The 12767-nt window shown below is 61.2% G+C and carries 10 protein-coding genes and 2 pseudogenes; 9 read left to right on the top strand and 3 right to left on the bottom strand.

The window, feature by feature from the left end; genetic code table 11:
• Positions 1 to 139: 139 nt before the first annotated feature.
• From NKH90_RS13220 to NKH90_RS13190, 7 genes are all read left to right on the top strand, one after another.
• Positions 140 to 889 carry a competence/damage-inducible protein A gene (locus tag NKH90_RS13220; protein ID WP_352766769.1) on the top strand — a complete coding sequence of 250 codons (750 nt, stop codon included), beginning with the start codon at positions 140 to 142 and terminating at the stop codon, positions 887 to 889.
• Positions 890 to 967: 78 nt separating this feature from the next.
• Complete coding sequence (locus NKH90_RS13215; protein ID WP_352474045.1) at positions 968 to 1801, top strand: universal stress protein; 834 nt, start codon at positions 968 to 970, stop codon at positions 1799 to 1801.
• A gap of 127 nt (positions 1802 to 1928) precedes the next feature.
• On the top strand, positions 1929 to 2429 hold the full coding sequence (gene gpt, locus NKH90_RS13210) for a xanthine phosphoribosyltransferase (RefSeq protein ID WP_023674762.1): 501 nt from the start codon (positions 1929 to 1931) through the stop codon (positions 2427 to 2429).
• A 220-nt stretch (positions 2430 to 2649) separates the two neighbouring features.
• On the top strand, positions 2650 to 3138 hold the full coding sequence (locus tag NKH90_RS13205) for an NUDIX hydrolase (RefSeq protein WP_352819695.1): 489 nt from the start codon (positions 2650 to 2652) through the stop codon (positions 3136 to 3138).
• Between the two features lie 650 nt (positions 3139 to 3788).
• Positions 3789 to 7553: a vitamin B12-dependent ribonucleotide reductase gene (locus NKH90_RS13200; protein ID WP_352819693.1), complete on the top strand. Its 3765-nt coding sequence runs from the start codon at positions 3789 to 3791 to the stop codon at positions 7551 to 7553.
• Between the two features lie 72 nt (positions 7554 to 7625).
• Positions 7626 to 8492: a HipA family kinase gene (locus tag NKH90_RS13195; protein WP_352819691.1), complete on the top strand. Its 867-nt coding sequence runs from the start codon at positions 7626 to 7628 to the stop codon at positions 8490 to 8492.
• A complete protein-coding gene (locus NKH90_RS13190) occupies positions 8452 to 9363 on the top strand; it encodes a DUF3037 domain-containing protein (protein ID WP_352819689.1) in 912 nt (303 codons plus the stop codon). The genes NKH90_RS13195 and NKH90_RS13190 overlap by 41 nt, the downstream gene beginning before the upstream one ends.
• A 17-nt stretch (positions 9364 to 9380) precedes the next feature.
• Here NKH90_RS13190 and NKH90_RS13185 read toward each other — a convergent pair.
• Positions 9381 to 9530: pseudogene (locus tag NKH90_RS13185) on the bottom strand (glycoside hydrolase family 25 protein); the annotation flags it as partial.
• A 50-nt stretch (positions 9531 to 9580) separates the two neighbouring features.
• Here NKH90_RS13185 and NKH90_RS13180 point away from each other — a divergent pair.
• Positions 9581 to 9694, top strand: a pseudogene (locus NKH90_RS13180) (type II toxin-antitoxin system HicB family antitoxin); the annotation flags it as partial.
• A gap of 264 nt (positions 9695 to 9958) precedes the next feature.
• On the opposite strand, the gene NKH90_RS13175 reads toward NKH90_RS13180, so the two are convergent.
• Together NKH90_RS13175 and NKH90_RS13170 are read right to left on the bottom strand one after the other, a co-directional pair.
• The gene (locus tag NKH90_RS13175; RefSeq protein ID WP_352467292.1) at positions 9959 to 10330 is read right to left on the bottom strand and encodes an endonuclease domain-containing protein; all 372 of its coding nucleotides are present in this window, start codon (positions 10328 to 10330) and stop codon (positions 9959 to 9961) included.
• 232 nt (positions 10331 to 10562) lie between these two features.
• Positions 10563 to 11582, bottom strand: coding sequence for a glycoside hydrolase family 25 protein (locus tag NKH90_RS13170; RefSeq protein ID WP_352819687.1), 1020 nt, complete (start codon positions 11580 to 11582; stop codon positions 10563 to 10565).
• 259 nt (positions 11583 to 11841) lie between these two features.
• On the opposite strand from NKH90_RS13170, the gene NKH90_RS13165 reads away from it, so the two are divergent.
• Positions 11842 to 12756 carry a hypothetical protein gene (locus tag NKH90_RS13165; protein WP_352614084.1) on the top strand — a complete coding sequence of 305 codons (915 nt, stop codon included), beginning with the start codon at positions 11842 to 11844 and terminating at the stop codon, positions 12754 to 12756.
• Positions 12757 to 12767: the final 11 nt, after the last annotated feature.

Here is a 12767-nt window from a genome sequence, read left to right as displayed (position 1 = left end):
AGCGCCCAAACCAGCGCGCAGCATCACCCGCCGACGGCTCCACTGCAAGGGAGGTGGCACAGGTGGATCCGTCGTTTGGCGGCATTGCCGCCGGCCGTTTGCCGCGCTATCTCAGGCGACCCGTTTGCCGGAGCCTGCCATGACCGAAATCGTCACCGCCGCCATGCTCGTCATCGGCGACGAGATTCTGTCCGGCCGCACCAAGGACAAGAACATCGGCCACCTCGCCGAGATCATGACGGCGATCGGCATCGACCTGAAGGAAGTGCGCATCGTTGCGGACGAGGAAGACGAGATCGTCGCTGCGGTGAATGCGCTGCGCACCCGCTATACTTATGTCTTCACCACCGGCGGCATCGGCCCGACGCATGACGACATCACCGCCGATTCGGTTGCCAAGGCCTTTGGCGTGCCATGCGAATACGACGCCAAGGCCTACGCCCTGCTGGAGGCAAGCTACGCCGCCCGCGGCATCGAATACACCGAAGCGCGCAAGCGCATGGCGCGGATGCCGCGCGGGGCAGACCACATCGATAATCCAGTGTCGGTTGCGCCGGGCTTTCGCATTGGCAACGTCCATGTCATGGCCGGCGTGCCGGCGATTTTCCAGGCGATGCTCGACAATGTCGTGCCGACATTGCGGGCCGGCACCAAAATGCTGTCGGCAACCGTGGAATGCCCGTTCGGCGAAGGCCTGATCGGCGGGCCGCTGGGCGACATCCAGAAGGCGCATCCGGACACGATCATCGGCTCCTACCCGAAATATGGCGACGGCAAGTTCTGGACGGAACTGGTGGTGCGCGCCCGCAGCCAGCAGGCGCTGGACTCCGCACGCGCCGACGTAGAGGCTATGGTGGCAGGCTTGATCAAGGAAAGCCGAGTGGGCTGATCGGCCGGCCTGACGGAACCAGCTTCGCGCAGTGACGTTTGTCACGAGTGGGATCGCCGTATGAAGTGAGGGACTGCCATGCGCTTCAAGACCATCGTCGCCATATTGCAGAATGAACCGGATGCCGAGCGCGTCCTCGATTGCGCGATCCCGCTGGCCAGCCGATTCCAGAGCCATCTGATCGGCATCCATGCCGAGGCGCTGCCCGTGCCCTACACCTCTGCCACCGGCTTTCCGGACACCGAGTTCCTGCAGGTTTCCGCCGACATGAACCGGGAGCGCGCCGAGAAGTTGCAGGCCGCCTTTCACAAGCGCATCGAGAATTCCGGCCTGTCGTTCGAGTGGCGCAGTCTCGAGAGTTTTTCCGGCGACAGTGCGCTGACCGGCATCTCGACCGTTCGCACCGCGGACCTGATCATCGCCGCGCAGCGCGAATCGGGCAGCGACCCGAGCGCCGACGTCGACACGCTGGTCTACGATGCCGGCCGGCCGGTGCTGGTGGTGCCGCATTCGGGTTCGCTGGTGACCAGCTTCAAGCATGTGCTGCTCGCCTGGAACGGCAGCAAGGAAGCCGCGCGCGCGGCCTTCGATGCCCTGCCCTTCATTATCGAGGCCGAAAAGACGGACATCGTCGTCATCGACCCGCCCGATACGCTCGACGAGGCGCCGGAAACAGCCGGCGCCGAGATCGCCGCCTCGCTGTCCAGGCATGGCGCGACCGTCAGCGTCTCGGTGCTGAGGTCCGGCGGCGCCTCGGTCGACGACATCATCCAGACCAGGGTCGCCGAGTCGGGTGCGGACCTGCTCGTGCTCGGCGCCTACAGCCATTCCTGGCTGCGCCAGCTGCTGTTCGGCGGCGTGACGCGAACGGTGCTGCGCACCGCCCCGGTGGCGGCTTTCCTGTCGCGGTAGGTTCACAGGGATAGCTGGCGGGACAATCGCTTTGCCGCGCCCTTGCCAAAGCCAAGCCTTTCCAGTTAATTCCGCGCGCATTCCATAGTGTCTGCGCGCGATGCGCGCTTTGCGGAGTGCGCGAAAGATGTCCCTGCCCGAAAAAGCCTTCCCGGTCTCCTGGGACCAGTTCCACCGCGATGCGCGCGCGCTCGCCTGGCGGCTTGCCGGCGCCAACAAGGGGCAATGGAAGGCGATCGTCTGCATCACGCGCGGCGGCCTGGTTCCGGCGGCTATCATTTCGCGCGAACTTGGCATCCGCATCATCGAGACGGTCTGCGTCGCCTCCTACCACGATTATACCAGCCAGGGCCAATTGCAGGTGCTGAAGGAGGTCACGCCGGCGCTGCTCGCCGATGACGGGGCCGGCGTGCTGATCATCGACGACCTCACCGACACCGGCAAGACGGCGGGCATCGTGCGCGCGATGATGCCCAAGGCGCATTTCGCCACCGTCTATGCCAAGCCGAAAGGCAGGCCGATGGTCGACACTTTCGTTACCGAGGTCAGCCAGGACACCTGGATCTATTTCCCCTGGGACATGGGCTTCACCTACCAGAAGCCGATCGCCGACGACCACGCCGGCTGATTCGCGGCAACGCCGCTCATTGCAGCCGGTCGCCCAAGGCACCATCCGCGACCGACAAATGCCGGCGCGATGCTCACGCGGTCGCGCCATTTGGGTGGGACCGGCGCAAATTGGCGCAATTTCGCTGGTCCATGAAAGATTTTTTACTTTTATTGCTCACGATTAGCCTTAAGATTCGTGAGACGGCAAATGATTCTGGAAGCTGGGGCAAGCTTCTCCGATGTTGACGAGGCCAACGACGCACAACCATAAGGCCGAAAGGGTCCGGCGACTCTTAGGCGCGGTGCCGTACCGCCTGCAGGTTGCAGCCCTGCCTTGGCGCGATAGCGGGGACGGCGTCGAAATCATGCTGATCACCAGCCGCGATACCGGCCGCTGGGTGCTTCCCAAGGGCTGGCCGGAAGCAAAGGAGCCGCTTTGTGAAGCGGCGGCACGCGAAGCGGGCGAGGAGGCCGGGCTGCGCGGCACGATCTCGCATCACGAGGCCGGCCGTTATTTCTACGCCAAGCTGCTGGATTCCGGCGAGGAAGTGCCGTGCGAGGTGCTGGTCTTCCCGCTGCAGGTCGACAAGGTCGCCGACCGATGGAAGGAAAAGCGGGCACGCACCCGCAAATGGGTCAGCGCCGCCGAGGCTGTGCGCATGGTCAACGAACCCGACCTCAGCCAGATCATCGCCCATTTCTGCGCGGATCCGCATCGGTTCTCCTGAGTCTCAGTCGCGCATAGCCTATTCGCTCAGGTGCTGTGAACGTCGTTGCCGAAGCGCCTCCACCCAGAGCCGAACCTTCCTCGCTGCGCTCCGCTTCTATCCCCGTTATCCACATATGTGACACACAAGATGTGGGGGTCATAAAAGCTACGCAAACGAATCCTTGACGGCGCAAAACGAGTCGCCTTTTATAGGCCATGCGCTCCTGTTGAGAGTGCGACCGGAAAAGTTTCGAGGCCGGTCTTTTTCCCGGAATATGTGCGTTTTGAGCCGCATTCCCGCCTGTTTACGAGGCCGGCGAAGGCGTGGGATTTTGAAGCCTTGGGGGGCGAAAGGGGAGGATTGTCGGACTTGAATAAATTGTCTGTTAATACTATATTTAGTGTTTGCAGGTAGGTTCGACGCTAGATAATGTGAATTTCCCTCGATCGAGGGCGTTACAAAAAGTTTTCAGTTTTGAGGGACCCACAGGGTCCGTGTGCGCGTTGGACAGCGGCCTCGCAAGAGGTTCGACCGGCAGGGCGGCGGAGACTGTGACGATGAGAGCCGGCGGTTTTCGAACGCCGGCAGATGGCGGACATGCGCGTTTCGTCAAGAGGGCAGAAATCCTCTGGGAAAAGCGCTATATGTAGACAAAAGGGACCGGACCAATGCGCATCGAGCGTCGTTTCACCAAGCCAGGACAATCTGCCTATTCGAAGATCGAATTCCGCAAGGCGCTTTCGGAGATCAAGAATCCGGATGGCTCGGTGGTGTTCCGCTTGGACAACATCGACGTGCCGGCGCAGTTCTCCCAGGTTGCCGCCGATATCCTGGCGCAGAAATATTTCCGCAAGGCGGGTGTTCCCGCACGGCTGAAGAAGGTCGAAGAGACACAAGTCCCCTCCTTCCTGTGGCGCTCGATCGCCGACGAGGCTGAACTGGCCAAGCTACCGGAAGCCGAGCGCTACGGTTCCGAGACCGACGCCCGCCAGGTCTTCGACCGGCTTGCCGGCACCTGGACCTATTGGGGCTGGAAGGGCGGCTACTTCAAGTCGGAGGAAGACGCGCGCGCCTTCCGTGACGAACTCGCCTATATGCTGGCCACCCAGCGCGTCGCGCCGAACTCGCCGCAATGGTTCAACACCGGGCTGCACTGGGCCTATGGCATCGACGGCCCGAGCCAGGGCCACTTCTATGTCGACCCGTTCACCGGCAAGCTGACCAAGTCGAAGTCTTCCTACGAGCATCCGCAGCCGCATGCCTGCTTCATCCAGGGCGTGCAGGACGACCTCGTCAACGAGGGCGGCATCATGGATTTGTGGGTGCGTGAGGCGCGCCTGTTCAAATACGGCTCCGGCACCGGCTCCAACTTCTCGTTCCTGCGCGGCGAAGGCGAAAAGCTGTCCGGCGGCGGCCGCTCGTCGGGGCTGATGAGCTTCCTCAAGATCGGCGACCGCGCGGCGGGCGCCATCAAGTCGGGCGGCACGACGCGTCGCGCCGCGAAAATGGTCATCGTCGACGCCGATCATCCCGACATCGAGGAATTCATCGACTGGAAGGTCAATGAGGAGCAGAAGGTCGCCTCGCTGGTCACTGGCTCGAAGATCGTCAAGAAGCATCTCGAAGCGATCATGAAGGCCTGCATCAACTGCGAAGGCAATGGCGACGATTGCTTCGACCCGGCGGTCAACACCGCGCTGAAGCGCGAGATCAAGGCGGCCAAGAAGGACGCGGTGCCGGAGAACTACATCTACCGCGTCATCCAGTTCGCCAGGCAGGGCTACACCTCGATGTCGTTCAAGACCTACGACACCGACTGGGATTCGGACGCCTATCTCACCGTTTCCGGCCAGAATTCCAACAATTCGGTGTCGCTGAAGGACGATTTCCTGCGCGCCGTCGAGCAGGACGGCGACTGGCATCTCACCGCCCGCAAGGACGGCAAGGTGCTGAAGACACTGAAGGCGCGCGATCTCTGGGAAAAGATCGGCTATGCCGCCTGGGCATCGGCCGATCCGGGCCTGCATTTCAACACGACGATGAACGACTGGCACACCTGCGCCTCGGCCGGTGCGATCCGGGCGTCCAACCCGTGCTCGGAATACATGTTCCTCGACGACACCGCCTGCAACCTGGCCTCGATCAACCTTCTGCCCTATCGCAACACCGACGGCACCATCGACATATCAGCCTACGAGCACACGGTGCGGCTGTGGACCATGGTGCTGGAAATCTCCGTCATGATGGCGCAGTTCCCCTCGAAGGAGATCGCCAAGCTTTCCTACGAGTACCGCACGCTCGGCCTCGGCTACGCCAATATTGGCGGCCTGCTGATGACCTCCGGCATTCCCTATGATTCCGACGAGGGCCGCGCCATCTGCGCCGCCCTCACCGCGATCATGACCGGCACGGCCTATGCCACTTCGGCCGAAATGGCCGCCGAGCTCGGCGCCTTCCCCGACTACGACCGCAACGCGCAGAACATGCTGCGCGTCATGCGCAACCACCGCCGCGCGGCCTATGGCGAAAGAGACGGCTATGAGAAGCTTGCCGTCAACCCGGTGCCACTGGTCGCCTCGGATCTCAAGCAGCAGGAGCTTGCCGAACATGCCAAGGCCGCCTGGGACCGCGCCATCGAGCTCGGCGAGGAGCATGGCTACCGCAACGCGCAGGCAACGGTGATCGCGCCGACCGGCACGATCGGCCTGGTGATGGATTGCGATACCACCGGCATCGAGCCCGACTTCGCGCTGGTAAAATTCAAGAAGCTGGCCGGCGGCGGTTATTTCAAGATCATCAACCGCGCGGTGCCCGAAGCGCTGCGTACGCTCGGCTATTCCGAGGCCCAGATCGCCGAGATCGAGGCCTATGCGGTTGGCCACGGCAATCTCAACCAGGCGCCGGGCATCAACCCCGGCTCGCTCAAGGCAAAAGGCTTTACCGACGAAAAGATCGCAGCGCTCAATGCGGCGCTGAAGTCGGCCTTCGATATCAAGTTCGTCTTCAACCAGTGGACGCTGGGTGCCGACTGGGTGAAGGAGACGTTCGGCTTCACCGATGAGCAGCTCAACGATTTCTCGTTCGAGATGCTGCCGGCGCTGGGGTTCTCGAAGAAAGACATCGAGGCCGCCAACATCCATGTCTGCGGGGCGATGACGCTGGAAGGCGCGCCGTTCCTGAAGGCCGAACACCTGCCGGTGTTCGACTGCGCCAGCCCGTGCGGCAAGATCGGCAAGCGCTCGCTGTCGATCAACAGCCACATCATGATGATGGCGGCGGCACAGCCCTTCATTTCCGGCGCCATTTCCAAGACCATCAACATGCCGAACGACGCAACGGTGGAAGATGCCAAGGGCGCCTACATGCTGTCGTGGAAGCTGGCGCTCAAGGCCAACGCGCTCTATCGCGACGGCTCAAAGCTGTCGCAGCCGCTCAACGCCTCGTTGCTTGCCGACGTCGAAGACGACGAGGACGAAGCCATCGAGCAGCTGATCGCGGCGCCGGCCGCGCAGCGCGCCGTGCAGGTGACCGAGAAGATCGTCGAGCGCGTCGTCGAGCGTCTCTACCGCGACCGCGAGAAACTGCCGAACCGCCGCAAGGGCTATACCCAGAAGGCGGTCGTCGGCGGCCACAAGGTCTATCTCAGGACCGGCGAATTCGATGACGGCCGCCTCGGCGAGATCTTCATCGATATGCACAAGGAAGGTGCCGCCTTCCGGGCGATGATGAACAACTTCGCCATCGCCATCTCGCTCGGCCTGCAATATGGCGTGCCGCTCGAGGAATTCGTCGAGGCCTTCACCTTCACCAAATTCGAGCCGGCCGGCATGGTGCAAGGCAACGACGCCATCAAGAACGCCACGTCGATCCTCGATTATGTCTTCCGCGAACTCGCCGTCTCCTATCTCGGCCGTCATGACCTCGCCCATGTCGATCAGTCGGACTTCGACAAGACTGCGCTCGGGCGCGGCATCAACGAAGGCAAGGCAACGCCCTTCTCCAAGGGCCTGACCCGCGGTGCCTCGCCGGTCAAGCTGGTGTCGGGCATGGGCGCCGAGCCGAAAGGCTTTGCGGGTTCCGGCTCCGGAACTCCGGCCCGTACCGCCCCGACCGCCTTCTCCGGCTCCAACGTGCTGACGCTGAAGCCGGCCAGCGACGAAGCCATCGCCTACAAGCGCGACTACGAGGAGCGCGCCAGGGAACTGGTCGAGGACATCGTCTACGCGGAAGCCTCCGACCCGACGGAGCTGTTCACCGACGAGGCGGCGAAAGAAGCAGCCGAAGCCAAAGCACTTGCCGCCAACCGGCGCCAGCAATCACTGATGCAGGGCTACACCGGCAACGAATGCTCGGAATGCCATAACTTCACGATGGTGCGGAACGGGACTTGCGAGAAGTGCGATACTTGTGGGGCTACGAGCGGGTGTAGCTGAGGGGCTGTAGCAGTCTGATTTCAAGGAGGGGGATCTCCACGATGATGTGTACATACAACCGACCCAAACCTGATGGCTTGGGTCACCTGTTCCGAGGATTACATGTCCAGAGGCTCATCCGCTAAGCCTGTCTCCGTCGCTGTTATTCGACCTGGCCTTCTCCCGTTTATGCCGGTAGAGAGACAGGTTGAACTTTTCCCCCTAACCACCCTGATTGAGATGCCAGATACGACTGGTACTGCCGACGCATGGGGACGTGTTGAAGCGTCAGACTCGCATCTTTATTTGGTCAAGACAGACGAACGCGGTGGGAAAGCAATTCGAGCATCCGAGTGGGTTGGAACGCGCTTGGCTGAAGAACTCAATATGCCTTGCCCCACACCGAAGATCATACAGCTTTCGGATGGCCGATTGTGTTTCGGGTCTCGGATAATTTCCGGAATTGCGGACGTAGCGAAGACATCGCAGATACTGACTTCCGTCACGGTCGGGACTGGCGTAACACCCATTCTTGGGCTGCAAGCACTCTTGAGCGCCTTGTATGCGTTCGACATGTTCACGAACAACGTGGACCGCCACGATGAAAACTACCTTTCGATAGAAGACAGAGGCACGCGGCGCTTCTACGCCATTGACTTTGGACGTTCACTCTTCTGGCATGGCAAGCTCGATAATTTTCCGACAGCGACCCAGCTGACGAGGATCACATTTAAGAAGATCGTACAAAGACATGGCTACGATCCGGCTGCTGCGAACGCGATGCTTGATCGACTTGCTGAAATCGGCTCAGACAAAATATCAGCTGCGTTTTCGTCGATGCCGGATTCATGGCTTGAGCAAGCTGCAAGAGTGGAGTTTACTAGTTGGTGGGAGAACGGCGAGAGGCAAAGGCGCATAGATGCGCTTCGCAAGGGCTTATCTGATGCCTCACTCATATAAGTTCGCCATTGTGCGGCTTGAACCCAACGACGGTCGAGGAGAACGGCTGAACCTCGGCATAGTTGTGTTGCGGAATGATAGCCTAGACGTGCGTGTGACGCGAAGTCTGGACCGAGCACGCGTATTGTCGGCTGCACTCGATAAGCAAGTGTTAGTCGATCTATTTTCAAACTTCAGGGATATTGACGATCGCGCTAGGCGTGAAGGCCCAATTACTGAAGAAGAAAGGTTTGGTCGCCTCGCGCGATTGGGACCACTTTCAGTCGTTAAGGCTGGACAGTTTATGGCTGATTCACAACAGGCTTATGAGAGCCGGATATCAACCGTTTTAGAACGATTGATCGAACCAGAGCCGGCTCCTCGAAAGGTGAGGGAGAAGCGTACACGGCTGTATAGTCAAGTGAAGAGAGTTTTGAAGGACCAGAGAATCCTCGCTCGAAAGGAAGAGGGTCTTGATTCCCATCGTTTTGTCGCTGGATACGAGCTCGACGATGGCCTTGTCGCTGATCTTGTTTTGCGGAACGGCGCCTTCCATGTCTTTGAAACAGTGGACGCCTCTGGTGATGAAGCGTCTTTTCGAAAAGCTGTGTCAGAAATCGCCATCTCGGCGCTGGTGATCGAACGGGCAAAAATGCGGTTTGGAGAAAAGTCAACAAAAGCGCGCTTGATCTATTCGACGTCTGCCGCATTGGAAAAGCTTGCCCGGCCCTCGCTTGATGCAGCAGCTCATCAGGGCATCGAACTTGTAAATTGGGCTAGTCTAAACGATAGGAATAGTTTCCTCATTACCGTTTCCCCTCTTGCCCACCCGATAGAAGATGGAAAGGGCAGGCAATTTGCTTCAATCCTTCAAGAGAAACTCTTCCATTAACGATCGCAGCGAGTAAACTACTCCGCGTCGGCCACGTCCTGCCGTCCGCCAACCCAGTCCGGCCAGGCATTCTCATCACCATGGAAGACGTTGAGGTCGATGCGGCCCCGCACCCCGTGCGACAGGCCGGAGCCGAAGTATTGCCAGAACAGCAATTTGTGGCCGGGTTAGACCAGAAACAGCATCCTCAAGCAGTCCGGTCTGAAGGAGTGACGACATGCGATACGCGGTGGTGATTGAAAAAGCCGGAAACAATTTTTCCGCTTATGTGCCGGATCTGCCCGGCTGCATCGCCACCGGTGCGACGGTGCCTGAGGTTGAAGCCGAAATTCGTGACGCAATACGCTTTCATATCGAAGGCCTGCGGGCCGATGGGCTGGATGTACCCAAAGGGGGTCAGCCTGGCGGAATATGTAGAGGCGTAGAAGGTGCGATCTCCCCTTCTACCCTTGTGGGAGAAGGTGGCCTCGCGAAGCGAGGTCGGATGAGGGGTGCTCCAGCTTGGCACCGGCGGCGCTCCGTCCAACACCCCTCAACCGTCTCGGCGCTCCGCGCCGAGCCACCTTCTCCCACAGGGGGAGAAGGGAAGAGCGCGCTACCGCCAAGGCTGCAAACTCTCGTCCCGTACGTAGGCGATGATGGTATCGCAGACGGCGTTCAGATCCCGCAGCACGTCATCGTTCCAGAAGCGCAGCACGCGAAAGCCCCTCGCCTTCAATTCGGCATCCCGCTCCCGATCATAGCCCGAATCCGCGTGCTGGCTGCCGTCGATCTCGACAATCAGCCTGCCCTCGGCGCAAACGAAATCGGCGATGAACCGGCCGACCGGGACCTGACGCCGGAATTTGATGCTGTCGAGCTTGCGTCCGCGCAGCTCATGCCACAGGCGGTCTTCCGCCTCGGTCGGCTCGCGTCGCATAGAGCGGGCGAAACGACGCTTGGTCGGCGCGACGGGCTGGTGCGGCATGGGACGAGGGTATCCAATCTGGGCATGACGTCCAAGGAATTTGAGACCAAGTGTGGAAAACCGAGCGCTATCCCTTCTCCCCTTGTGGGAGAAGGTGGCCTCGCGAAGCGAGGTCGGATGAGGGGTGTTCCAGCTTGGCACCGACGGCGATCCGTCCAACACCCCTCAACCGTCTTGGCGCTGCGCGCCAATCCACCTTCTCCCACATGGGGAGAAGGAAGAAGCTGCCGCGCTACTCCGCCTCGGCTACCATCTGCCTTCCACCAACCCAGTCGCGCCAAGCCTTCTCATCGCCGTGGAAGACGTTGAGGTCGATGCGACCCCTCACCCCGTGCGACAGGCCGGACCCGGAATATTGCCAGAACAGCCATTTGCGGTCGGGATAGACCTTTGATGGGTGCGCCGCCACAGCGCGCAGCCAGAATGGATAATCGGGGAAGGCGCCCCTGAGATTGTCACGATAGAAGTCGGGCGCGGTGTAGATGATCGGGCGCTGGCCGTAGTGGCGCTCGAGCTTGTCCATGAACACCTGCATCTTCTCCAGCACCTTTTGCCGCGACGGGCGGCGCTTGCAGCTGGATTCGCCGTTCCACTCGACGTCGATCACCGGCGGCAGCGCGCCCTCGACCCTCGGCACGTTGCGGATGAACCAGTCGGCCTGCTCGCCGGCGGTGCGGCACCAGTAGAAGAAGTGGTAGGCGCCGCGCTTCAGGCCGGCAGCGTCGGCATTGCGCCAGTTCCTGGTAAACATCGGGTCGAGATGATCGCCGCCGTCGGTGGCCTTGATGTAGGCGAAGTTGGCGCCCTGGGCGCGCAGCTTTTGCCAGTTCACATTGCCCTGCCAGCGCGAAACGTCGACGCCGTGGACGGCAAGGCGCCTCGGCGAGGAGGATTTACCGAAATTGATCGGCTTGGCGTCGCGAAAACCATAGCGCGTGACCGGCTCGGCAAGCATCGCCGGTGCTGCGCGTGTCAGCCGCTTCGGCGGCGCCATCAGCGCGATCACCTCGGCCGGCGGATCGATGCTTTGGTCGGGTACGTCCATCGCGACCTGTTGTTCGTCCTGCTCCTGTTCCGCGAAGGCTGGCGCAGCATCAGTTTTCGCCACGGATGCCACCGGCGCGGGTGGCCGCACAACCGAGCTGGTGGTCTCACTGGACGGCACTTGCAGCGCATCGACGCCGGAGGTCGACGTGCAGCCGGCAAGGCACAGCGCTGCGATCGAGAAGATGACGACGCCTGATAACCGCATCTGGACCTGTACGCAAAACACAACAGACCGTAGGCAGGACAACGCCGCCGGACAAACCAAGCTGGATTCCTAACAAGAAACTACCAACAAAGTTTGAATCGAATTGTTAGGGCTTTGCATCGGGACGTTGGCCCGGACGGAGGTGCGCTATCCCCCAGCGTTCGGCCACCTGGCTGCCTCGCAATCCCGCTTGACAACTCACGGCATGAGATTAGTCTCCGCTAATCTTACGGTGTAAGGCCATACTTGGGAGGAAGTCATGCAGCCCGCCGCCTTGTCAGAATTGCAGCCCGTAGCCCCGCCCGAGCCACACTCGCCCGCCATCGGGATCGACGAGATATCTGGCGATCTCAGCCGCGTCATCGAACGCGCCGAGGTCGATGCCTGGCTCGATCTCTATCGCGCCGCCCCGGCAGACTTTGCCGCAAGGCAAGGCCTTGCCATCGCCGAAGATGGCGATCTCGTCTGGACCACCTGCACGACGATCCCGTTCATCCATTTCAACTGCGTCAAGAATTTCGGTGTCGATAGCGCAGCCACCGAGAGCCGGCTTGACGCGCTTCTGGCGCATTATCGCGAGGCCGGTATTCTGAGGCCCTGGTTCTACACCAATCCACATACCGAGCCGGCGACGCTCAGCTGCTGGCTCGAGGCGCGCGGCCTGCAGCGTCAGGGCGGGTGGGAACGCATATTTCGCGACGCCGCCCCATTGCCAACGGAGCCGCTTTTCCCGAAGAAGAATGTCTCGGTCGAGCGGGTGACGCCGGCAACGGCAAGGGAATGGGCTGGGTTCATCGACAGCCAATATCGGTTGCCGACCTCACCGTGGTTGCTGGCGCTGGCCGGCCGACGCGGCTGGCATCATTACATGCTGCGGCGGGACGGCGCGGTGGCGGCGGTGCGCTCGATGTTCATCGGTGTCGACGGCATGGCCTGGAGCGGCATCGACGCGCCGGTTCCCGGCATCATGGCGCCGAGCTTCGACCTCGATGCAATGCTCGGCGAAGCGATGGTGCGCGACGGACTTGCGGGCGGTGCAAAACTGTTCGTGACCGACATTGAGGCGCCGCAGTCCGAACGCGACGGGCCGGCCTACCGCAACTATGCACGCCTCGGCTTCAAGCTTGCCTATTTCCGCAGCCATTACAGCTATTTGCCGGCAAATTCCGGCTGACCGTTTCAAGA

It is taken from the genome of Mesorhizobium sp. M0898 (genome assembly GCF_040319695.1).
Lineage (GTDB): Bacteria > Pseudomonadota > Alphaproteobacteria > Rhizobiales > Rhizobiaceae > Mesorhizobium.
Note: the sequence above shows the minus strand (reverse complement) of the source record. Positions and strands in the feature narration are given on the sequence as shown.